The following is a 20395-nucleotide window of genomic DNA, read 5'->3' on the forward strand; positions in this document are numbered from 1 at the left end:
ATGATGTTTTCTGACGCCTTTGTGGCGATAGCCGATCCCAACCGGCGCTATCTCTTGGAAGAACTCCGGCGCGGCCCGAAGACGGTGAACGAACTAGCGGCCGGACTGCCCGTCTCACGCCCGGCTGTTTCCCAGCATCTGAAGGTTCTGCTCGATGCCGGCCTGGTCAACGCCAAGGCCGAAGGCACGCGACGTGTCTATACTGTCAGCAGCGCCGGCTTCCTGAGACTGAACATCTGGCTCGACCAGTTCTGGGAAACAGCGCCGGGAGAATGATCTAAAGCGCGTCGCGATCTTTCAGATCCGCTCCACGCTTTAGATTTTGATTTCACGCATGTCGTTGTCCGAAACCGGTTCCCACTTTCGGGAGACATGCTTTAGCCGTTGTTGTAGGGAAAGAACTTGAAATAGGGCTGCGCTTCCTCGACCACGCGGGCAAAGGATGGGCGCGCCAGCAGACGGTCGTGATAGCGTTTCAGCGTCGGGAACCTATCGCCGAACGGTTCAACCTTGTTGGCATAGAACAAGGCGGGTGAGGCCGAGCAGTCGGCCATGGTGAAGGTGTCGCCGACCGCCCAGATTTTTTCCTGCATTTCCTTTTCGATGATGTCGTAGGCGTTGCGCAGCTGCGCGCGGCTCTCCTCGACGCCGAATGGATCGGTCTGCTTCTTTGGCCGCAGCCGGTCGCCGACGATCTTCTGCATCAGCGCCTGCACGTAGAAATCATAGAAGCGGTCGGCCTGCCGGACCTGAAGGGCAAGGTCGATGTCGGTGGGCACCAGCGCGACCGGCCCGGGATAATGTGCGGCCAGATATTCAATGACGATGGTCGATTCCAGCACCGTTCGCTCGCGCGCATCGTCGCGCAGCGCCGGCATCTTGCCGGTTGGCGACACTTTCAGGAACGCCGCGCGCGAGGCCTGGTCGCCGAGATCGACGATGACCGGATTGAACCGTGTGTCGTTCTCGTAGAACGCGATCAGTGGCTTCCAGCAGAACGAAGCCAGCGGGTGGAAATGGAAAGTCAGGGACATGCTTGGCCTCTTTGTCGCCTTCAATCACGGTTGAAGAATTCACATGTCGCATGCCGGCCGAGTCAAGCTCCGGCCGTGCGCCGCGATGGCTTCGATGATCCGCGGCCAGTCATTGGGGTGCAGCTCATGGCCGCCGCCTTCGACCTTGACCAGCCTTGCGCGGGGAACGGCATTGGCGAGCGTCTCGCCATGTTCGATCGGAAAGAGCGGATCGGCGGTGCCGTGGATGACGAGCAACGGCGTGCGCAAATCCCGTACCGTGCGCTGCGGGTCGCCACCCTTGAGCAGGAAATGGTTGGTCGCGCTGGCGAGGCCGCTGGAACGGTCGTAATCCTCCTCGATCATCGCGCGCGTCCGTTCCTCGTCGAACGGATGCAAAGTGCTCGCAATCGTGCGCGCCTCCTTGACCATGAAGTCGAGCAACTGCTCCCGCTTCGACCAGTCGATATTGGCGCCTTGCGCCGAATGCTCCTTATAGGCCTCGGTCGTTCCGGGCAGGCCGGACGTATCGACGCCGAGCGGCGAACAGCTGATCACGGTGAGCGCGCCGACGCGTTCGGGATATTTCAGCGCCACGCTCTGCGCGAGCATGCCGCCCATCGACATGCCGACGACATGCGCGTTGCCGACGCCGTGGTCGTCGAGCAAGCGCACGGCATCATCCACCATGTCCTCGAAATTGTAGGGCGCCGCGCCGGGCGGATATTTGGTCGAAAGGCCGGTGTCGCGGTTGTCGTAGCGGATCACGAAGCGGCCACGCCCCGCGAGTTGCCGGCAGAAGGTCTCCGGCCACCACAGCATCGAAGCCATGGCGCCCATGATCAGAAGGATCGGCGGATCTTTCGGGCTGCCGAAGCTCTCCGAAAAAATGTCAGGGCGCTGCGCTGTGGTCGCCACCTTCTCCTCCAATCTGATTGCAAATTGCAATCAGTTGCACGATAATCAGACCGATATCATAATGCAACTGGTTTTTCTGGAGAGACTGCCATGAGCATCGACCGTCGGTCCGGTTGCCCGATCAATCTGTCGCTCGAGGTCTTTGGCGACCGCTGGAGCCTGATCATTCTGCGCGACATGATCTTTGGCGGCCGGCGCCATTTTCGCGAGTTGCTCAACTTCTCGCTGGAAGGCATCGCCTCCAACATCCTGGCCGACCGGCTGAAGCGGCTGATGGAGCTCGGCCTGCTGACCAAGGCCGACGACCCCAGCCATAAGCAGAAGGCGATCTACAGCCTGACCGAGATGGCGATCACGCTCGTCCCGATCATGGCGCAGCTCGGCGCCTGGGGACGCGTCTGGCTGCCGGTCAGCGAAGAATTGTCGATCCGCGCCGAGCTGCTCGAAAAAGGGGGACCGCCGCTATGGGAGCAATTCATGGACGAGTTACGCCACGAGCATCTGGGCGCGCCCTCGAAGACGCCGACCGGCAAGCCGACCGTACGCCAGCAGCTGAGGGCCGCTTATGAGGCCGTCGTCGCGCGCAAGGCCGAGGAAATTCGCCATATCAAAACAGAGGCTTGAGGCGCGTTGCGCGGATCCGGTTAAGCGCGCTGCGATTTGGGATGAGACGACGCACGTAAGCGCGTCAGATGCCTTCGCCGGCGAGTTCTTCCGAAAGCGTAGAAACCTGGTTTTGGGCGCTGCGCATCATCGGATAGATCGCCAGCACCTTTTGCCAAGCTTCCAGCGCCGACTGCTTGTGGCCGGTTTCGGCCATGATCTGAGCGAGGCCCGAAAGCGCGCCGAAATGGCGCGGCTCGAGCTGCAGGGTGCGGTCGATGTCGGCCATCGACTTCCCGTAATTCTTCATCAGGAAATGCACGGTGGCGCGGCGGTTCCAGCCTTCGGCATAGTCGGGCTGCAGGGTCACGATCTGATCCAGGAAATCGAGCGCGACATCGAATTTCTGGTCTTCCGTCGCCTTTTGCGCCCATTGCATCATCAGGTCGATCGAGGCGCTGCCGGACTGGTTCCACTCGTTCCAGATGCGGCCGGCGATACGCTCGGCCGCCTTTTCATTGCGCTCGCGCTTCAACTCGGTGAAGAGTTGGTCGAGGCGGCCCTGCTTGGTTGGGGCAGCCGGCGGCGGCGTCGTAGCGGGCGGGGCGGCATCTGGAGGGAGCGCGCCCGGCACCGTTTCTGCTCCCGCCGGCAAAGCTGCGCCGGAAAGCAAAAAGGCGGCGAAAAATGCAAAAAGAATCCGCATCGCCGGAATCTAACCCCGGGCGGCGGATCGTCCAAATGATTTTAGCGTGAGATAGCCAGCGAACCGGCAATCGGCAACAAACGGGCGCGGCATAGTCTCTGGTGCATGTCCTTGCCCCAAAACCGCTTGGCGCTTTTGGGCGACATGCACTACGCCGCACGCAAAACTCAGCCCTGGCGCGCCTTATAGCGCGGAGCGGTCTTGTTGATGATGTAGATGCGTCCCTTGCGGCGAACCAGCCGGTTGTCGCGGTGACGCGCCTTGAGCGCCTTGAGCGAATTCTTGATCTTCATGGTCTTGCCTGTTCGGTCTGGGCCCGTCCCGGGCCGAATTTTAAAAGGCGCGCCCGGAAAAAAGCGCGCCTTGAACTTGGCGTGGCTCATAAACGAGGAGTGTCGTCCATGTCAACCACGTGACGATGCTCGAATGCCACAAGTGGGCCGGCATATCAAATATTCGCCATCCGGCAGCATGGCATTGCGCGACTCAAGTGCGGCTGGAATGGTGACCTGCGCGAAACGACCGGAGATTGCACATGCGCCGCCTGCTTCTGCCTGCCTGTCTGGTCTTGCTTGCGACAGCCCCGGCCGCCCGGGCGCAGGAATGCGATCGCAATGACGACAGCCAGTCGATGCTCAACATCTGCGCCGATGCCGACTATCAGGCGGCCGATGCCAAGCTCAACGACGCCTATAAGAACATCGTCAGCCACAACGATCAGGCCTCGAACAAACTGCTACAGACGGCGCAACGCGCCTGGATCGCTTTCCGCGATGCCGAATGCGCCTATGATACCGCCGACAGCCAAGGCGGCTCCATTCATCCGATGGAGGTGTCCCAGTGTCTGAGGAAGCTCACCAACGAGCGCACAAGGCAGCTCGCCTCGGACGCCAGCTGTAAGCTGAGCGATCCGAACTGCGCCGGCTCGGACGCGGGCAACGACCAGGATCTGCAGTAAGCGCGGCCTACTGCGCCCGGGTGACACGCGTGAAATGACCCATCTTTCGGCCGGGGCGTGACTCGGCCTTGCCGTAGAGATGCAGTATCAGGTCGCGTTCGGCGAGCAGCGCCGGCACTTTCAGCATGTCATCGCCAATCAGGTTTTCCATCACGCAATCGGAATGCCGGGCGGGCGAGCCCAGCGGCAGGCCGGCGACGGCGCGGATATGCTGCTCGAACTGCGAGATGACGCAGGCGGCCTCCGTCCAATGGCCGGAATTATGCACGCGCGGCGCCAGTTCGTTGGCCAAGAGCGAGCCGTCGGCAAGGACGAAGAACTCGACGCCGATGACGCCGACATAGTCGAGCGCGGAAAGGATTTTCGCGGCCGCATCTTTGGCGGCGGCCGCCGTTTCCGGGCGGATGGCGGCCGGCAAGGTCGAGCTGCGCAATATGCCCTCGCGATGGACGTTTTCGGCAGGATCGAAAGCGGCGATCGTTCCGTCGAGACCGCGCGCGGCGATCACCGAGATCTCACGCTCGAAAGCGACCAGCGATTCCAGGATCAGCGGCACATTGCCCATCGCCTCGCAGGTGCCGGCAAAGCCGCCCGTTTCCATGTTGCGGAAGACGCGCTGGCCCTTGCCGTCATAGCCCATGCGGCGGGTTTTCAGCACGCCGCTGCCGTTGAACATCCTCAACGCTTCGGTCAGTTGGTCGTCATTGTCGACTGGGCGGAACTCAGCCGTCGGGATGCCGATGTCATTCAGGAAGCTTTTCTCGGTGAGGCGATCCTGCGCGACCTCGAGCGCGCGGGCCGGCGGATAGACCCGGACCGTTGCCGACAGCATTCGCACCGCCGCGACGGGGACATTCTCGAATTCGTAGGTGACGACGGCGCTGGCGGCGGCCAGCTCGGAGAGCGCTTTCGGATCGTCATAGGCAGCCACGATCTGCCGGTTTGCGACCTGGGCCGCCGGGCAGTCGGGCTGGGGCTCCAGGATGACGATGCGGTAGCCGAGGCGCGCGGCGGCCATTGCCAGCATGCGGCCGAGCTGGCCGCCGCCGATGATGCCGATGGTCGATCCGGGCGCCAGGCTCACGGCGCGTCCGTCGGCTCGGTGGCGACCTTGGCGGTCTGCGCCGCTCGCCATGCGTCGAGCCGGGCGGCGAGCTTGTCGTCGTTGAGCGCCAGCACCGCCGCGGCCAGAAGCGCGGCATTGGCCGCTCCCGCCTTGCCGATCGCCAGCGTGCCGACCGGGATGCCGGCCGGCATCTGCACGATGGAGAGCAGCGAATCCTGACCGGACAGCGCCTTGGATTCGACGGGAACGCCGAACACCGGCAGCGGCGTCATCGCCGCCGTCATGCCCGGCAAGTGCGCAGCGCCACCAGCGCCGGCGATGATCACCTTGTAACCGGCGGCCTTGGCGCCCTTGGCGAACTCATAGAGGCGGTCAGGGGTGCGGTGGGCGGAGACGATCAGCCTTTTGTGCGGAATGCCCAGCGCATCCAGGGTTTCGGCCGCCTGGCGCATCGTCGCCCAGTCGGACTGGCTGCCCATGATGATGGCGACGTCGGCACGCTGATCGGTCAAGGTTTCGCTCCCGGCGGCAAAGGCGCGCCTTAGCGGAATTCGCAGATAGCCGCAAGGATCGTCGCGACGGCGGCCAGCTAATCCGGCCAGCGTAGCGAACCCGCCGAATCCTTGCGGGCGACCTTCATTGCGTCGGCGGGCCGGTCCTTCGCCGTCAGCACCGCGCGCAGTTGCTCGGCCACGACCTCCGCCTCGCCGGGATGCAGATTGCAGGGATCGAGGAAGAAATGGCCGCGCTCGACCTCGTGGTTGCGCACGATGACGGGCGGCGAGCCGGCGGCGAGCGCGGAGGCAAGTCCGGCGGCCGTGAAGCGGCTCTCCGGGCGCACGAAGACCTGCAGGCGATCGAGCGGATTGTTGGTCGGGTCGGGAATAATCTGCGCACCGATTCCCGGAATGCCCTCGAGCGCGTCCTTCCACAGATTGAGCGCCGCCTCCTCGCGCCGGCGGATGCCGGCATGGTCGCGCTTTTCCCAGGCGTCGAGCGCCGCCATGGTGCCGGCTATGCTTTCCTTGCCGACCTTCATGGCGCGCGCGACGCCGCGGTTCTGCAGATAGGCGGCGCGCACCAAATCCTTGCGGCCGGTGACGATGCCGCTGGTCGGGCCCGAGAGGAATTTGTGGCCGCTATAGACGACGATGTCGGCACCGCGCGCCAGGAAGCTGCGCAGGTCATATTCCGAGGCGGCGTCGACGATCACCGGCACGCCCTTGGCATGGCAGATCTCGCAGAACTCCTCCAGCGAAAGCATGCCGTATTGCACGGTGTGATGCGCGACGACGTAGAGGGCCGCCGCCGTGCGCTCGTTGATCGCTTCGCGAACATGGTAGTCTTGGGTGACGCTGACGGTACCCGCCGGAATCACCTTGGCGCCGGCGACGCGGATCGACTGGTCGATCGGCGCGCCGTAATTGACGATATGGCCGAGCTGGATGACGACTTCGGACTTCAGGCCTTCCGTGTCGTCCGGCAGGCGCTCGATCGCCAGAAGGTTCGTGCCGGTCATTGCGCCGGCGATCGCCATGGTGATGCCAGAGGCGCAGCAGGCGGTGATGAAGCCGGCCTCGCCGCCAGTGAGACGGGCGACGACCGCGCTCGCGGCGCGCTGCAGATCGTCCATCTCCACCCATTGCGAGGCGATCTCCGCCATGGCGCTGATCGCTTCCGGAACAATGATCGAGGCGCCAAGCGTCGTCATCGTGCCGGAGACATTGATGATGGGTCTCAGCCCCAGCCGCTCGCGGATGGTGGTGTTGGAGCCGGCGTCGGAATAGGTTTTCATGTGAGGGGACTCCCTGAAAGTCAGGCGGCGATCTCGACAACCGCTTCGATTTCGACGGTGATGTTTCGTGGCAGCGAGCCGACGCCGATGGCGGAGCGGGCATGGCCGCCGATCTTGTCGAAGACATCGGCGAAAAGATCGGAGCAGCCATTGACCACTTTGGGGTGGTCGCTGAAGGTCGGGGTCGCGTTGACGAAGCCGAGCAGCTTCACCACGCGCACGATGCGGCCGAGGTCGCCCGCCGCCGCATGCATGACCGCAAGCAGGTTGAGGCCGGTAAGACGGGCATGCTCATAAGCCTGATCGACTGTCACGTCGTCGCCGACCTTGCCGGTGCATAGCGTGCCGTCGGCGCGCAGCGGCCCCTGGCCCGAGAGGAAGATCAGCCGGCCGCTTTCGGCATGAGTGACGAAGTTGGCGATGGGCATCGGCGGCTCCGGCAGCGTCAGGCCGAGTTCGGCGAGCCGTTGGTAAGGCGTCATGGAAGGGTACTCCTTGGATGGCGAGAGCCATCCGCTGTCAGAAATGCGAGGCGCGGAAGCGCGCCAGAAATGTGCGGAGACGCTCGTTGGTCGTCTCCGCGGCAAGGACTTCCTTCGGCGGTCCGACCGCCGAGACGCCGCCATCGGCCATGAACACGATGCGACTCGACGCATCGCGGGCGAAGGCCATTTCATGCGTCACCATCACCATGGTCATGCCGTCCTCGGCGAGGCTCTTCACCACAGCCAGCACCTCGCCGACGAGCTCGGGGTCGAGCGCCGAGGTGATCTCGTCGAGCAGCAGGATCTTTGGCTCCATGGCGACGGCGCGGGCAATGCCGACGCGCTGCTGCTGGCCACCGGAAAGCTCCGCCGGCAGGCTGTCGGCCTTGTGGGCGAGGCCGACGCGACCCAGCCAGTGTTCGGCGATCGAGCGGGCTTCGGCACTGCTCTTGCCGCGAACCTTGGTGAGGCCGAGCATGATGTTGCCGGCCGCGGACAGATGCGGGAAGAGATTGAAGCTCTGAAACACCATGCCGGTTTCGGCGCGCATGGCGGCCAAGTCGCGCTCGCCGCGGCGCTGGCGCGTCCCGGCATCACGGTATCCGACTTCCTTGCCATCGATGCGGATCGAGCCCGAGTCATAGCTCTCGAGGAAGTTCACGCAGCGCAGCAGCGTGGTCTTGCCGCTGCCGGAAGGGCCGATGATGGTCACCACCTCGCCCTTGGCGACCTGCAGGCTGACCGAGCGCAGCACCGCGACCGGGCCGAAGGATTTCGAGACCTCGGCGATGTCGAGAAGCGCTGGGCTATTGTTGGAGCTGGTGGCCATGGCGTTAGTCCCGGATGAAGGCGAAGCGCCGTTCCAGCCTGCGGCTGGCGTAGGAAAGCGCGTAGTTGACGGCGAAATAGATCAGGGCGCCGAGGATGTAGAGCGGCATCGCCTCATAGGTGCGGCCGATGACCTGGTTGATTGCCTGCATCAGGTCGGTGATGCCGAGCAGCGAGACCAGGGCGCTGCCCTTCACGGCATCGGTAACCCCGTTGATCCAGGGCGGCAGGAAGCGGCGGAAGGCCTGCGGGAAGATGACCGAGGTCAGGCGCTGCCGGAAGGTGAGGCCGATCGCCATCGCCGCTTCCGACTGGCCCTTCGGTATCGAGGCGACGGCGCCCCGCACATATTCGACGACCTGCGCCGTCTTGAACAGCGTGAGCGCCAGCACCGCCGCCCAGAAGGACTGCAGATGCAGTCCGACCGCGGGGAGGCCATAATAGACGAAGAACATCAGCACCAGGATCGGGATGCCGCGAATGGTGTCCGAGAAAATGCGTACCGCCCAACGCAGCGGCGCCGGCCCATAGACGAGGCCGACACCCAGGAGCACCCCCGCGATCAAAGACAGGACCACGACCAGCAGCGAGACCCACAAGGTCAAGGCGAAGCCTTCGGCGAGGAACGGCAGGGCGTAGAGGATCTGGCTCAGCATCTCAGCGCGCCGCCCTGAACCGGCGTTCGACCAGCCTGAGCGCGAACAGCAGGGCGTAACCGGTCACCAGATACATCGCCGTCGTCACCAGATAGACCTCGACGATGCGGAATGTGTTGAAGTTGATCCACTGGGCCCCGTAGGTGAGTTCGGGCACGGAGATGACCGAAGCGATCGAGGTGTCCTTGAACAGCGAGATGAAGGTGTTGGACAGCGCCGGCAGCGTGATGCGCAGCATCGTCGGCAGGCGTACATGGATCAGGCGCTGCCATGGGGTGAGGCCGATCGCCTTGCCGGCGTCGAGCTGGCCGCGCGGCACAGCTTCCAGGCCGGAACGGAACACTTCGACCAGATAGGCGCCGCTGTAGACCGACAGCGTCACGACAAAAGAGGTGGGCGCGCTGTAGGCGAGATCTATGACGGTCGGCACACCGTAGAAGACGAGATAGACGAGCAGGATCAATGGCACGTTGCGGATGAATTCGACATAAGCCGCGATGATCGTACGCATGAGGCGCCCGGCCGAGACGTACCAGACCGCCAGCACCAACCCGATCACGATGCCGATGGCGATTGAGATCACGGCGAGTTCGAGGCTGAGCAGCAGGCCGCCCCACAGCTTGTCGAAATGCCGCCAGATCAGGTTGAAATTGAGCGTGTAGCCCATGCGTCCGTCTCAATGGCTCGCGGTGACGAACACAGGATTCGTCATCCGCATGGCCCGTGCGAGGAGAAACAGGCGGAAGAGCGCCTGATGCGCTCCTCCGCTGGCCTGGCGTAGGCTTGGTCAGATGACCGGGAAGCCGGGATGGCGCGGCGGCGGCTCCTGGCCGAAATATTCCTTGAAGGCGGCGTCGTAGAGCGCCGTCTCATGGCCGAACATGGCGATGGTGAAGGTCTGGTTGACGAAGGTCAGCCAATCAAGGTCGCCTTGCCGGACGGCAGCGCCGTAAAGCATCGAGTACCAGCTCTTGCCGGCGTCGAAATATTTGTCGGGGTTGCGCGAGGCGAGCCAGCGCACGGTCGACAGATCGACGGCGGCGGCGTCGGCTCGCTTGGATTCCAGCGCCTGCAGCACGTTCGCCTGGGTGTCGATCTGCAGCACCTGCGCCTGCGGCAAGGCGAAATGCACCGAGCTTTCGGCGTCGACATTCTGCAGGATCGAGATGCGCGTGTTGGCGCCGTTGGCCAGGAGCTTGTCGAAAGTCTTGTTCTCGGAGCCCGGCAGCGTCAGCAGCGCCACGCCCTCGACATAGTATGGCCGCGAGAAATGGACCAACTGCGAGCGCTGCGCGGTCATGGTCATGAACTGGATGGTGATGTCGACCTTGTTGGTCGTCACGTTCGGAATGCGCTGCGCCGGATCCTGCTGAACAAACTCGACCTTGCTGGGATCGTCGAAGAGGCCCTTGGCGAGGATGCGGCCCATCGTGATGTCCATGCCAACGAGTTCACCGGCATCATTCTCGAAATGCCACGGCGCGTTGGTGCTGCCGGTGCCGACGATCAGCTTGCCGCGATCAAGCGCGGTGCGCAGCACGCTGTCGGACGCGGCTTGCGCGGCTGCCTTCTCGGCGCTGATGGCGGTGAGCGCGCCGGCGGTGGCCAGCCCCGCCATTCCCAGTTTCAGAAAATCACGTCTGCCGGATGTGTCGTTCACAGCGACCTCCTTTGATGGTGTGTTCCCCAATGCAGCAGAAATACACCCGCAATCAGCGATTGTCTCTTACAAGAGACGTGTGTATCCTGTACAAGACAGATACTAGCACCAGGAATCGACAATGCAAGAGAGTGAAATGCTGACCGGGTGGCCGGGCGAAGGCACGGGCGAAGAGCGGCCGGCTGGCTCGCGCGAGAAAGGCCTCAACAGGGTCTTGAACATCCTGGAGTTCCTGCACGCCAACCAGCGCGCGATCGGCATCGGCGAGTTGGCCAAGGGGCTCAATGCGCCGCGCTCGACCACCTACACGCTGGTGCGCGAGCTGGTCGAAGCCGGGCTCCTGGAAATGGCCGGCGACGGCAATCGCGTCTATTTCGGCAAGAAGCTCTATCTCTATGGCATGGCCTATATGCGCGGCAACGATCTGCTGAGGCGCGGCCGCCAGGAGGTCGATACGCTGTCGCGCGAGACCGGGGAGACGTCCGAGCTCTGCATGCTGCAGAGCGGTCGCTACACCATCATCCATTCAAGCCCGGGAACCAGGCCGTTCCGCATCAGCTCGGCCACCGGCCTGCAGATCCCACTGCCATGGACTGCTTCGGGGCGGTTGCTGCTGGCCGGTCTTGATCGCAGCCGAATCGAGGCGATGGTCACGGAAGACGATCTCGTGCTGCCGGACGGCCGCAAGATAGAGATCGATGACTTCATCGATGACATCGCTCGGGCGCGCGTCACCGGCTATTGCGTCACGTCGGGCCTGGTCGATGCTTACACCAAATGCCTGGCGGCGCCCGTGTTCTCGGCGCCTGGCAGGGTCGAGGCGACGATGTGCCTGGTGGTGCCGATCGACACGTCGGAGGCGCGAACAGGCGAATTGGTCGCGCTGCTGCGCGAGCGGGCCGCCCGGCTTTCGATCTCTTAAAAGCATGTCTCCGGGGAAGCTACCCGCTCAGGCGATGATGTCGGGAATGATGCGGTCTTCCAGCGCCGACAGCCGGTCTTTCAGCATCAGCTTCTTCTTCTTCATTCGCTGAATCTGAAGCGGGTCGCAGCCCGTGGCGATCATCGCGTTTATAGCGGCGTCGAAATCGGCGTGTTCTTGTTTGAGCCGGGAATATTCGAGGCGTATTTCAGCCTGTTCCTGTTCGGACATTATCTACCGTCTGCGTATGCATCGCCCAATCGGGCTGTCTGGGCGGGACCGTTTGGGTTTGTGACTTGTTGGTCTGAGGCCGGCGCGCAGCCCTTATCACATTTCACTTTGTCGTGGAATGCTACCACGTGTCATTCGACATAGAGATCGGTTGGTGGCAAACTGTCATGGTGCCGTCACAGTCGCAACCTGCGGTGGACGTGCCTGCGACGGCTGCAATCGAGGAAACCATGAAAGGGAGAACCAATCATGTCTCTTGCATCCCATCTTGATGAGTTGCAGCGGAAACACGGTGATATCGAGCGCGAGCTTACCGACGCGATGAACCATCCTTCGGTAGACGACCTCGAAATCGTGAATCTCAAGCGACGCAAGCTGGCAATCAAGGACGAGATTGAAAAGCTGAAGGCTAGCCCGACGACACACTGAAGCTCCTCCAGGCACCATCGCCGCAACCCGCCGCGGTGAAACTTCCGGTGGCAAGAAATGCCACCGGCATGGTGCTTTTTAACTGAAATCGGTGGAAAGTTCGGTCGCGGATCTCGCGATCGGCAGAGCTGGCATTTTTCGCGTGGCGGCTGCGGATTTGCCAACCTCGCCTGCCGCCTGCCATTGACAAGCCATCTTTGCTCCGCCACCTCATGCCCGGAACTTTCAGATGAAGGCGGCCGGCATGACCGGATATTTCTCTTCTCCCTTTCCGCGGCGCACGTCGGTCCGCGTGTCGGTCGGCGGCGTGATGGTCGGCGGCGGCGCGCCTGTCGTCGTGCAGTCGATGACCAACACCGACACCGCCGATGTCGACCAGACCGTCGCCCAGGTTGCGGCGCTGCATCGCGCCGGCTCGGAAATCGTGCGCATCACGGTCGACCGCGACGAGAGCGCGGCGGCGGTTCCGCGCATCCATGAGCGACTGTTGCGGCTCGGCATCGATGTGCCGCTGGTCGGCGACTTCCATTATATCGGCCACAAGCTCTTGGCCGATCATCCGGCCTGCGCCGAGGCGCTGGCGAAATACCGCATCAATCCCGGCAATGTCGGCTTCAAGGACAAGAGGGACCGCCAGTTCGCGGCGATCGTCGAGATGGCGATCAGGCATGACAAGCCGGTGCGCATCGGGGTCAACTGGGGCTCGCTCGACCAGGAGCTGCTGACCCGGTTGATGGACGACAACCAGGCGAAGGGCTCGCCGCTCACCGCGCAGGAGGTCACCCGCGAGGCGATCGTCCAGTCGGCGATCCTGTCGGCCGAGATGGCGGAAGAGATTGGGCTCGGCCGCGACAAGATCATCCTGTCGGCCAAGGTCAGCGGCGTGCAGGACCTCATCGCCGTCTATACCGAGCTAGCGACACGCTCCGATCACGCCCTGCATCTGGGCCTGACTGAAGCCGGCATGGGCACCAAGGGCATCGTCGCCTCGTCCGCCGCCATGGGTATTCTTCTGCAGCAGGGCATCGGCGACACGATCCGCATCTCTCTGACCCCGGAGCCGAATGGCGACCGCACGCGCGAGGTGCAAGTGTCGCAGGAACTGCTGCAGACCATGGGCTTCCGGCAGTTCGTGCCGATCGTCGCGGCCTGCCCCGGCTGCGGCCGCACGACGTCCACCGTGTTTCAGGAACTCGCCCAGAGCATCCAGGCCGATATCCGCAAGAACATGCCGGTGTGGCGCGAGAAATATCCCGGCGTCGAGAATCTCAAGGTCGCGGTGATGGGCTGCATCGTCAACGGTCCGGGCGAATCCAAGCATGCCGACATCGGCATATCGCTGCCCGGCACCGGCGAGACGCCGACGGCGCCTGTCTTCATCGACGGCAAGAAAGCGGCGACGCTGCGCGGTCCGTCGATCGCGCAGGATTTCGAGAAGATGGTCGCCGACTATATCGAGCAGCGCTACGGACACGGCAAAGCCGCGGCCGAGTAGGCCGATGCACCGTTTCCTCACGGTGGCTCTGGCCTTGCTTTGCAGCTTGAGTTGGGTGGCAGGCGCGTCCGCCGACCCACCGCAGTCGAAATCGGCCGGCAAACGGCTGATCAACCGTGTCTGCGATCTGATCGAAGCCCAATCCCAGCAGAATGGCCTGCCCAAGGAGTTCTTCGCCCGGCTGATCTGGAAGGAGAGCCGCTTCGACCCGAACGCGGTGAGCCCAGTCGGCGCCGAAGGCATCGCGCAGTTCATGCCGGGAACCGCCAAGATGCGCGGCCTGGCCAATTCCTTCGACATCGAGCAGGCAATCCCGGCTTCCGCGAAATATCTAGCCGAGATGAAGGCGGGCTACGGCAACCTCGGCCTCGCGGCAGCCGCCTACAATGCCGGCGAGAACCGCGTGTCGCGTTGGCTTACCTTCGGCGGCTTCCTGCCAATGGAGACGGAAAGCTATGTATTCGACATCATGGGCGAACCCGTCGATAAGTTCACGGACAAGTCCTACGCCGGCACAGTCCAGCCGCTTGACTCGAAGATGAGCTTCCCGGTCGCCTGCCGCCGGCTGCCGATGATCATGTCGCGGACGGTCGCCATGGCCTCGATCAACGTCAAGCCGTGGGGCGTGCAGGTGGCGGGCAATTTCCGCCGTTCCGCGGCGATCAGCCAATGGCTGAGGGTCAAAAGCCGGTTCCCGGCGCTGCTCGCCAGCCATGATCCGGTGGTCAGCCGGGTGCGCACTCCGATCGGCAGGCGCGGCATCTACGCGGTCAGGATCGGCGCGGACTCGCGCGGCGAGGCCAACGGCATCTGCGACAAGCTGCAAAGCATCGGCGGCGCCTGCGTGGTGATGCGCAACCGGTAGCTACGCCGTCTTGGCCGTCACCGTCTCGCTGAGCCAGGCGCCGATCTTGGCGCCGAGGCGGTCGGGCGACACTGGCTTCGGCAGATAGTCGTCCATGCCGGCCTCGACGCATTTCTCGCGGTCGCCCTTGAGCGCATGCGCGGTGACGCCGATGATCGGCGTGCGCTCGCCGTACTGCTCCTCGATCACGCGGATGGCGCGGGTTGCTTCATAGCCGTTCATCTCGGGCATGGAGACGTCCATCAGCACCAGGCGGGGGCGCAGCGCGCGGTACATTTCAACGGCCGTGCGGCCGTTGCCGGCGATGCGGTAGCTCAGCCCGAAACCGTTGAGGATCTGGCCGAAGACCAGCTGGTTCACCTCGTTGTCCTCGGCAATCAGGATATCGATCGGACCGCTCGGGGCAGTGGTCGATTCCGATGCCGCCGGCACGGGCACCGCCGGGCCGCGGATGACGGTGAAGGACGGCGGCGGCGCCTGCGCCGCGACCGGCTCGCGCACGAAATGCGCCTTGGCGCCCTGGGTGCGCGCCTTCTGGATGGCGGAGATCACCGTGCCCAGCAGCACTGCCGAACGCGCCGGCTTGGTGAGATGCGCGACGATGCCGAAATCGATCACCATCCTGCCGAAATCGACCTGGTCGACCGAGGTGAGCAGCACGACCGGGATGGAGCAAAGCCGGCTGTCGGCGGCGATCGCCTTGGCGACATCGGCACCGTTCATGCCGGGCATCTGGTAGTCGAGGATGATGCAGTCGACGGAGGCGCCGAGCTGGCAGGCGCGGTCGAGGAAGGCCAGGCCGACGGCGCCGCTTTCGGCGGCCGCGCAGTCGAAGCTCCAGCTTCTGAGCTGCTCCAGCAGGATCTCGCGGTTGACCGGATTGTCGTCGATGACCAGCACCCGGGCGCCGGTGACGTCGACCGGCACCAGCTTATCGCCTGCCTCCTGGTTGTGCGCGGGCAGCGGCACGGCGAACCAGAAGACGGAGCCGCGGCCGATCTCGCTTTCGACGCCGATCTTGCCGCCCATCAGGTCGACAAGCCGGGCACCGATCGCAAGGCCAAGCCCGGTGCCTTCGTGGCGGCGGGTCGACGAGCCGTCGACCTGGGCGAATTTCTCGAACACGCTTTGCAGCTTTTCGGCCGGGATGCCGATGCCAGTGTCCTCGACGCGGACCTTGAGCTGGACGACGCCGTCGACGACATCGCCGCCGACATCGACCAGCACATGGCCCTTCTCGGTGAACTTCACGGCGTTGCCGAGCAGATTGGTGACGATCTGGCGGAAGCGCCCTGCATCGCCCACGACAAAGGCCGGCAGGCGCGGATCGACGCGCACGATGAGTTCGAGGTTCTTTTCGGCAACGCGCGCCGACACCAGCGTCGCCACATCCTCGACCGCTTCCGCCAGGCGGAAGGGGGCGGGGTCGAGCGTCAGCTGGCCTGCATTGATCTTCGAGAAATCGAGGATGTCATTGATGATGGTGAGCAGCGCGTTGCCGGATTTGACGATGACGTCGGTGAAGGTTTTTTGGCGCGGCGTCAGCTCGGTCTTGGCCAGCAGTTCGGCCATGCCGAGCACGCCGTTCATCGGCGTGCGGATCTCATGGCTCATATTGGCCAGGAATTCCGACTTGGCGCGGTCGGCGGCCTCGGCCTTGAACAGCGACGCGGCGCTCTCGGCGAAGGCTCGGCGGATCGCATTCTCCATCGGCCTGAAGATCAGCACTGCGGCGATGGCGAGCACGGCGACCAGCAGGCCGCTTGCCCACAAAAGCAGCCGGTCGCTGGCCGCATCGGCGAGGCGTCGTTCCTCGTCGAGCGCCGTGCGCACGCGCACCAGCATCGGCTGGGCGAACAGGTCGTTCTGGTTGCGGATCTCGCGAAAGCTCCACTCGTCCACCTTCTGGGCCGCCGACATCAGGTTGAAGTTGCGCACCATATCGCGCGCCGACCAGAACAGGTCACCGTTGACCGAGGAGGAATCGAGCGCATTGATCGTGTTCCGGGACAGTTTCGGCCGGATGGCCGCGAGCTCGGCATTCAGGCCCTCGATCTCGCCCGTCAGCCGTTCGGAGTGGCCGCGCGCGGCGGAGGCCAGCGCGTCGCGCGTCTCGCTGCGCCAGGCTGTCCCGGTCGTCTCGGCGAAATTGGTGGCGTTGCGCAGATCGCGGGCGAAGATGACGACATTGCCGCTGAGGGCATCGACCTCGTGACGGTACGAATTCACACGGTTGAGCGCGAACATGACGGCGGCCGAGGCCAGCGCGAAGACAAGCAGCCCCGAAATGTAGCGGATCCGGATCGAGCGAAGGAAGGAAGAATATTCCGGCATGCGCAACCCCAACCCATACGCACAATTTTAATGGTCGGGATTACGCTCGATTTACATTAAGATTTCGTTGGTGGCGGCACGGCTGATTTGTCGACCATGACACCTTTTCGCCAGAAAGCGACTGCGGTTTCGGGAGCTAGAGAAGACCATGGCTGGCCGATCGCCCTTCGGGGTTAGATATCGAGGAACTACATCGATGCTCCGATATGTCCCCCTTCTCGTAATGTTGACCATGCTTACGACCCACCCCGCCATGGCGCAAAGCGATGCAGAGATGAAAGCGTGCGTCGATCGGTCCAACGGCGTGTCATCCGCAATGCTGGATTGCGGGAAGATTGAGATCGACAAGTTCGATGCCAGGTTGAACGCTGCATACAACACTCTGATACATCGCAGACATGGCCCGGAGCGGGCGCGGCTGCAGCGCGAGCAGCGCGCCTGGCTGAAACATCACCTACAGGAAACGAGACGTCTCGCCGCCGATCCCAACAATGGATCGGCGGCCCTTCTCGACTCGCAAGGGTTTGAACTGGACGATCTAAGCACACGCACGGTCGAACTCGAAAAGCGGGCGCAGAAGAACCCGTAGCCCGACCAGGATCACGGCGTCGCCGCTGAAAACCGTGGCGGCTTTGAGCGAAACCGGTCGCTTGATGGGCAAACGTCCAGCCATCGCAGTCATTCGCGCGCGGGACCGTTGACAAGCGTGCGTCTGCTCGTGTTCTATTTCGCAAGCGCACAATTTCCCGCGTAACACATCGCGTCCGGCATGGCCGGGCAAGGGCAGCATGGCCTCGCCGCGTCTCATGGAGCATGAGGTGCGTGTGGGGCCTTTGTTTTTTGAGGTCCGGGTGAAGACGTTCAGGGTCGGCATCCTCTATTCGACCACCGGTCCCTACGGTGCGATCGGCCGCGACTGCCGCGCCGGCGCCGAATTTGCCATCGAGGAACTGGAGAAAGCCGGAGGTCCCGTGCGCGTCGAGCCGGTCTTCGGCGATCCGGGCGGCCAGCCGGAGCGCTACCTCGACCTGATCCGCTCCATGCTGCGCGACGATCACTGCCGCAATGTGATCGGCACCATCACCTCCCTGTCGCGCAAGGATGTCATCCCGCTCGTGGAGAAATATGACGGGCTGCTCTGGTACATCTGCCCCTACGAGGGCTTCGAGGCCAACGAGAACGTCATCTACACCGGCGCCTGCCCCAACCAGCATCTGATACCGCTGTTCGACTATATGCTGCCGCGCCACGGCAAGCGGGTCTATCTCGCCGGCGCCAACTATGTCTGGGGCTGGGAGATGAACCGGCTCGCGCGCGAGCTTCTCACGCGCGCGGGCGGCGAGGTGCTCGGCGAGCGCTATCTGCCGATCGAGGAGACCGATGTCGGCCTGCTGATCGCCGATCTGGAGCGGCATCGGCCCGACTTCATCTTGAACAACATGATCGGCCCTTCAAGCTATGCGTTCCTGGCTGCCGTGCGCCGGTTGGCGGATCGCAATCCTGCCTTCGCGCCGGAACGCTGCCCGGTGCTGAGCTGCGACCTGACGGAATGCGAACTGGGCGAAATCGAGCCGGGCACGGCCGCCGGCCACCTCTCGACGGCCTCTTATTTCGAAAGCCTGGCGTCGCTCGAAAATCGGATCTTCAAGCAGCGCGTCGCCGCCCGTTTCGGCGCGGGGCGCCGCGTCTCCAGCTTCTTCGCCGGCGCGTATGCGGCGGTGAAGCTCTGCGCCGAGGCGATCACCGAGGCCAATCGTGACGACCCCGCCAGCGTGCGCGGCTTCCTGCACGCCAGACCGAGGCAAACCGTGCTCGGACCCCTCGCAATCGACCCGCGCACCAATCATGCGGCTTTGCCTTTCCATCTCGGCCGCATCAACGAGCAGTCCGGCTTCGATGTCATTGCCTCGCATGGCGCGATCGTCGCCGATCCCTATCTTGTCGGGACGCTGGCCAGCCAGCCCGTCCCGCATCTGAGGGTCGTGCAATGACGCGGACGCCGAATTTCGTTTCCTGGCGCGCCGCGATCCTGCATCGCGCCGACGACAACATCGAGCGCCTGAAGCGTCAGCTCGAACGTCTCGGCGTGACAGCGCATGTCCAATGGAAGCCGCTCGATCTCGCCGAAACGCCGGCCGACATCGTGCTTGTCGACGCCGACCAGGGGTGGGACGATCTCTTGCCATGGGACGGCGACGCCGCGCCCGTTCCGGTGGTGGCGCTGCTCGGCTCCGAGGCGCCGGGCCGCATCGCCTGGGCGCTGGGAAAGGGTGCCGGCGCGCTCATTGCCAAGCCGGTCACCGCCTCCTCGATCTATCCGGCGCTGGTGCTTGCCACGCACGCCCACCATGAGCGCACCGCCGTCAAGGCACGCATCGCCGGCCTGGAGGAGCGGCTGCGGCTGAGACCGATCGTCTACGACGCGATGCGCTCGATCATGGCTGCGCAAGGCGGCGATGAGACCGGCGCCTATCGCACGCTCTGCCGTCTCGCCATGCAGCGCCGGCTCACCGTCGAGCACGTCGCCGCTTCCATAGTCGCCGGGCACGAGCCCGTGCCGCGCGCGATGTAGGCCCTGGCATGCGGGTATTGCGCGAACTTGTAAGACGGCCTTCCGCCCTCTTCGGGCTGATCGTGGTCGTGCTCGTCCTGCTGGCGGCGATCTTCGCGCCATGGATCGCCCATTTCTCGCCGGACGACCAGCTTGCCGACGGCCTGTCGCTCGAAGGCGCGCCACTGCCGCCTGGCAGCGACCATCTGTTCGGCACCGACACGCTCGGCCGCGACCTCTTCGCCCGCGTGCTGTTCGGGGCCCGCACGTCGCTGATCATCGGTCTCGTCGCCAACGGAGTCGCCGTCGCGATCGGATTGCTCGTCGGGCTGCTCGCCGGCTATCTGCGCGGCGCCGTCGGCAATTTGCTGATGCGCTTCACCGACCTGATGATGGCCTTTCCAGCGCTGCTGCTCGCCATCGCGCTCGCGGCACTCCTGACACCCAGCCTGTGGATTGTCGCGATGGTCATCGCCCTGGTGAACTGGGTGCAGGTCGCCCGCATCGTCTACACCGAGACGCGCGGCCTGGTGGAACGCGACTTCATCGTCGCCGAGCGTTCGCTGGGCGCCGGCAACGGTCGCATCATCCTTCTGCACATCCTTCCCCACTTGATGCCGACCGCGATCGTCTGGGGCACGCTTGGCATCGCCACCACCGTGCTGCTCGAGGCCACGCTGTCCTTCCTCGGCATCGGCGTGCAGCCGCCGCAGCCATCCTGGGGCAACATCATCTTCGAGAGCCAGAGCTATTTCCAGGATGCGCCGTGGCTGGTGTTCATCCCCGGCGCGATCATCCTCGCCACGGCATTGTCCTTCAACCTGATCGGCGACGCGCTGCGCGACATCCTCGACCCGACCCAGCGCGGGAGGTTGTGACG

General features: G+C 64.0%; 25 protein-coding genes. 11 read left to right on the forward strand and 14 right to left on the reverse strand.

The genetic code is table 11. The features are described 5' to 3' along the window. Positions 1 to 276 carry a metalloregulator ArsR/SmtB family transcription factor gene (locus P9272_RS14915; protein ID WP_040998815.1) on the forward strand — a complete coding sequence of 92 codons (276 nt, stop codon included), beginning with the start codon at positions 1 to 3 and terminating at the stop codon, positions 274 to 276. A gap of 101 nt (positions 277 to 377) precedes the next feature. On the opposite strand, the gene P9272_RS14920 is transcribed toward P9272_RS14915, so the two are convergent. Beyond that, positions 378 to 1034 (reverse strand): glutathione S-transferase family protein, encoded by a 657-nt coding sequence (locus P9272_RS14920; protein ID WP_278161120.1) that lies wholly within the window; start codon positions 1032 to 1034, stop codon positions 378 to 380. A gap of 39 nt (positions 1035 to 1073) precedes the next feature. Beyond that, positions 1074 to 1931 carry an alpha/beta hydrolase gene (locus P9272_RS14925; RefSeq protein ID WP_278161121.1) on the reverse strand — a complete coding sequence of 286 codons (858 nt, stop codon included), beginning with the start codon at positions 1929 to 1931 and terminating at the stop codon, positions 1074 to 1076. Positions 1932 to 2021: 90 nt separating this feature from the next. Here P9272_RS14925 and P9272_RS14930 point away from each other — a divergent pair, with 90 nt between their 5' ends. Continuing rightward, complete coding sequence (locus P9272_RS14930; protein WP_278161122.1) at positions 2022 to 2555, forward strand: helix-turn-helix domain-containing protein; 534 nt, start codon at positions 2022 to 2024, stop codon at positions 2553 to 2555. Between the two features lie 64 nt (positions 2556 to 2619). Here P9272_RS14930 and P9272_RS14935 read toward each other — a convergent pair whose 3' ends face one another. Beyond that, entirely contained in the window at positions 2620 to 3240 is a 621-nt protein-coding gene (locus tag P9272_RS14935; RefSeq protein ID WP_278161124.1) for a hypothetical protein, read from the reverse strand. Positions 3241 to 3407: 167 nt separating this feature from the next. Next, on the reverse strand, positions 3408 to 3533 hold the full coding sequence (ykgO, locus tag P9272_RS14940) for a type B 50S ribosomal protein L36 (protein WP_040974291.1): 126 nt from the start codon (positions 3531 to 3533) through the stop codon (positions 3408 to 3410). A 242-nt stretch (positions 3534 to 3775) separates the two neighbouring features. Between ykgO and P9272_RS14945 the strand changes: the two genes are divergently transcribed. After that, positions 3776 to 4198, forward strand: coding sequence for a lysozyme inhibitor LprI family protein (locus tag P9272_RS14945; protein WP_278161125.1), 423 nt, complete (start codon positions 3776 to 3778; stop codon positions 4196 to 4198). 7 nt (positions 4199 to 4205) lie between these two features. On the opposite strand, the gene P9272_RS14950 is transcribed toward P9272_RS14945, so the two are convergent. From P9272_RS14950 to P9272_RS14985, 8 genes are all read right to left on the reverse strand, one after another. Next, positions 4206 to 5282, reverse strand: a complete 1077-nt coding sequence (locus tag P9272_RS14950) for a 5-(carboxyamino)imidazole ribonucleotide synthase (RefSeq protein ID WP_278161126.1) — start codon at positions 5280 to 5282, stop codon at positions 4206 to 4208. Continuing rightward, entirely contained in the window at positions 5279 to 5776 is a 498-nt protein-coding gene (purE, locus tag P9272_RS14955) for a 5-(carboxyamino)imidazole ribonucleotide mutase (protein ID WP_128258823.1), read from the reverse strand. Before purE ends, P9272_RS14950 begins: the two co-directional genes overlap by 4 nt. A 77-nt stretch (positions 5777 to 5853) precedes the next feature. Next, complete coding sequence (locus P9272_RS14960; RefSeq protein ID WP_128258822.1) at positions 5854 to 7059, reverse strand: aminotransferase class V-fold PLP-dependent enzyme; 1206 nt, start codon at positions 7057 to 7059, stop codon at positions 5854 to 5856. A 20-nt stretch (positions 7060 to 7079) separates the two neighbouring features. Continuing rightward, positions 7080 to 7541, reverse strand: a complete 462-nt coding sequence (locus P9272_RS14965) for a RidA family protein (RefSeq protein ID WP_278161127.1) — start codon at positions 7539 to 7541, stop codon at positions 7080 to 7082. Between the two features lie 37 nt (positions 7542 to 7578). Next, a complete protein-coding gene (locus tag P9272_RS14970; RefSeq protein WP_278161128.1) occupies positions 7579 to 8373 on the reverse strand; it encodes an amino acid ABC transporter ATP-binding protein in 795 nt (264 codons plus the stop codon). Between the two features lie 4 nt (positions 8374 to 8377). Then, positions 8378 to 9028: an amino acid ABC transporter permease gene (locus P9272_RS14975; RefSeq protein WP_278161129.1), complete on the reverse strand. Its 651-nt coding sequence runs from the start codon at positions 9026 to 9028 to the stop codon at positions 8378 to 8380. Position 9029: 1 nt separating this feature from the next. Beyond that, entirely contained in the window at positions 9030 to 9695 is a 666-nt protein-coding gene (locus P9272_RS14980; protein WP_278161130.1) for an amino acid ABC transporter permease, read from the reverse strand. Positions 9696 to 9815: 120 nt separating this feature from the next. Further along, entirely contained in the window at positions 9816 to 10646 is an 831-nt protein-coding gene (locus P9272_RS14985; RefSeq protein WP_278161221.1) for a transporter substrate-binding domain-containing protein, read from the reverse strand. Positions 10647 to 10809: 163 nt separating this feature from the next. On the opposite strand from P9272_RS14985, the gene P9272_RS14990 reads away from it, so the two are divergent. Then, positions 10810 to 11610, forward strand: coding sequence for an IclR family transcriptional regulator (locus P9272_RS14990; protein ID WP_128258816.1), 801 nt, complete (start codon positions 10810 to 10812; stop codon positions 11608 to 11610). 27 nt (positions 11611 to 11637) lie between these two features. On the opposite strand, the gene P9272_RS14995 is transcribed toward P9272_RS14990, so the two are convergent. After that, positions 11638 to 11841: a DUF465 domain-containing protein gene (locus P9272_RS14995; protein ID WP_040985243.1), complete on the reverse strand. Its 204-nt coding sequence runs from the start codon at positions 11839 to 11841 to the stop codon at positions 11638 to 11640. 249 nt (positions 11842 to 12090) lie between these two features. On the opposite strand from P9272_RS14995, the gene P9272_RS15000 reads away from it, so the two are divergent. The 3 genes from P9272_RS15000 to P9272_RS15010 all read left to right on the forward strand — a co-directional run bounded on the left by P9272_RS15000 (position 12091) and on the right by P9272_RS15010 (position 14630). Next, the gene (locus P9272_RS15000; RefSeq protein ID WP_042641511.1) at positions 12091 to 12270 is read left to right on the forward strand and encodes a YdcH family protein; all 180 of its coding nucleotides are present in this window, start codon (positions 12091 to 12093) and stop codon (positions 12268 to 12270) included. Positions 12271 to 12514: 244 nt separating this feature from the next. Next, positions 12515 to 13765, forward strand: a complete 1251-nt coding sequence (gene ispG / locus P9272_RS15005; protein WP_278161131.1) for a flavodoxin-dependent (E)-4-hydroxy-3-methylbut-2-enyl-diphosphate synthase — start codon at positions 12515 to 12517, stop codon at positions 13763 to 13765. A gap of 4 nt (positions 13766 to 13769) precedes the next feature. Continuing rightward, positions 13770 to 14630: a lytic transglycosylase domain-containing protein gene (locus P9272_RS15010; protein WP_278161132.1), complete on the forward strand. Its 861-nt coding sequence runs from the start codon at positions 13770 to 13772 to the stop codon at positions 14628 to 14630. Here the strand turns inward: P9272_RS15010 and P9272_RS15015 are convergent, their stop codons facing one another. After that, the gene (locus P9272_RS15015; protein ID WP_278161133.1) at positions 14631 to 16964 is read right to left on the reverse strand and encodes a response regulator; all 2334 of its coding nucleotides are present in this window, start codon (positions 16962 to 16964) and stop codon (positions 14631 to 14633) included. It abuts the gene before it with no gap. A 196-nt stretch (positions 16965 to 17160) separates the two neighbouring features. Here P9272_RS15015 and P9272_RS15020 point away from each other — a divergent pair, with 196 nt between their 5' ends. The 4 genes from P9272_RS15020 (at position 17161) to P9272_RS15035 (ending at position 20393) form a co-directional block, all read left to right on the forward strand. Then, positions 17161 to 17553 (forward strand): lysozyme inhibitor LprI family protein, encoded by a 393-nt coding sequence (locus P9272_RS15020; protein ID WP_128258812.1) that lies wholly within the window; start codon positions 17161 to 17163, stop codon positions 17551 to 17553. A gap of 262 nt (positions 17554 to 17815) precedes the next feature. After that, positions 17816 to 18955, forward strand: coding sequence for a transporter substrate-binding domain-containing protein (locus P9272_RS15025; RefSeq protein WP_278161134.1), 1140 nt, complete (start codon positions 17816 to 17818; stop codon positions 18953 to 18955). Continuing rightward, on the forward strand, positions 18952 to 19536 hold the full coding sequence (locus P9272_RS15030) for an ANTAR domain-containing protein (protein WP_128258811.1): 585 nt from the start codon (positions 18952 to 18954) through the stop codon (positions 19534 to 19536). Before P9272_RS15025 ends, P9272_RS15030 begins: the two co-directional genes overlap by 4 nt. A gap of 8 nt (positions 19537 to 19544) precedes the next feature. After that, the gene (locus P9272_RS15035; RefSeq protein WP_278161135.1) at positions 19545 to 20393 is read left to right on the forward strand and encodes an ABC transporter permease; all 849 of its coding nucleotides are present in this window, start codon (positions 19545 to 19547) and stop codon (positions 20391 to 20393) included. Positions 20394 to 20395: the final 2 nt, after the last annotated feature.

The sequence above is a fragment of the Mesorhizobium sp. WSM4976 genome (assembly GCF_029625685.1).
In the GTDB taxonomy this organism is placed as follows: Bacteria; Pseudomonadota; Alphaproteobacteria; order Rhizobiales; family Rhizobiaceae; genus Mesorhizobium.

Bases quoted from the DNA above. Each gene is read 5' to 3' on its own strand.
- P9272_RS14980 (WP_278161130.1), bottom strand. From the start codon at position 9,695: ATGGGCTACACGCTCAATTTCAACCTGATCTGGCGGCATTTCGACAAG.
- P9272_RS15010 (WP_278161132.1), top strand. From the start codon at position 13,770: ATGCACCGTTTCCTCACGGTGGCTCTGGCCTTGCTTTGCAGCTTGAGT.
- P9272_RS15015 (WP_278161133.1), bottom strand. From the start codon at position 16,964: ATGCCGGAATATTCTTCCTTCCTTCGCTCGATCCGGATCCGCTACATT.
- P9272_RS14975 (WP_278161129.1), bottom strand. From the start codon at position 9,028: ATGCTGAGCCAGATCCTCTACGCCCTGCCGTTCCTCGCCGAAGGCTTC.
- ykgO (WP_040974291.1), bottom strand. From the start codon at position 3,533: ATGAAGATCAAGAATTCGCTCAAGGCGCTCAAGGCGCGTCACCGCGAC.
- P9272_RS14945 (WP_278161125.1), top strand. From the start codon at position 3,776: ATGCGCCGCCTGCTTCTGCCTGCCTGTCTGGTCTTGCTTGCGACAGCC.
- P9272_RS14965 (WP_278161127.1), bottom strand. From the start codon at position 7,541: ATGACGCCTTACCAACGGCTCGCCGAACTCGGCCTGACGCTGCCGGAG.
- P9272_RS14970 (WP_278161128.1), bottom strand. From the start codon at position 8,373: ATGGCCACCAGCTCCAACAATAGCCCAGCGCTTCTCGACATCGCCGAG.
- P9272_RS15035 (WP_278161135.1), top strand. From the start codon at position 19,545: ATGCGGGTATTGCGCGAACTTGTAAGACGGCCTTCCGCCCTCTTCGGG.
- ispG (WP_278161131.1), top strand. From the start codon at position 12,515: ATGACCGGATATTTCTCTTCTCCCTTTCCGCGGCGCACGTCGGTCCGC.
- P9272_RS15030 (WP_128258811.1), top strand. From the start codon at position 18,952: ATGACGCGGACGCCGAATTTCGTTTCCTGGCGCGCCGCGATCCTGCAT.
- P9272_RS15000 (WP_042641511.1), top strand. From the start codon at position 12,091: ATGTCTCTTGCATCCCATCTTGATGAGTTGCAGCGGAAACACGGTGAT.
- P9272_RS14930 (WP_278161122.1), top strand. From the start codon at position 2,022: ATGAGCATCGACCGTCGGTCCGGTTGCCCGATCAATCTGTCGCTCGAG.
- P9272_RS14990 (WP_128258816.1), top strand. From the start codon at position 10,810: ATGCAAGAGAGTGAAATGCTGACCGGGTGGCCGGGCGAAGGCACGGGC.
- P9272_RS14995 (WP_040985243.1), bottom strand. From the start codon at position 11,841: ATGTCCGAACAGGAACAGGCTGAAATACGCCTCGAATATTCCCGGCTC.
- P9272_RS14960 (WP_128258822.1), bottom strand. From the start codon at position 7,059: ATGAAAACCTATTCCGACGCCGGCTCCAACACCACCATCCGCGAGCGG.
- P9272_RS14985 (WP_278161221.1), bottom strand. From the start codon at position 10,646: ATGGCGGGGCTGGCCACCGCCGGCGCGCTCACCGCCATCAGCGCCGAG.
- P9272_RS14935 (WP_278161124.1), bottom strand. From the start codon at position 3,240: ATGCGGATTCTTTTTGCATTTTTCGCCGCCTTTTTGCTTTCCGGCGCA.
- P9272_RS14915 (WP_040998815.1), top strand. From the start codon at position 1: ATGATGTTTTCTGACGCCTTTGTGGCGATAGCCGATCCCAACCGGCGC.
- P9272_RS14920 (WP_278161120.1), bottom strand. From the start codon at position 1,034: ATGTCCCTGACTTTCCATTTCCACCCGCTGGCTTCGTTCTGCTGGAAG.
- P9272_RS15020 (WP_128258812.1), top strand. From the start codon at position 17,161: ATGCTCCGATATGTCCCCCTTCTCGTAATGTTGACCATGCTTACGACC.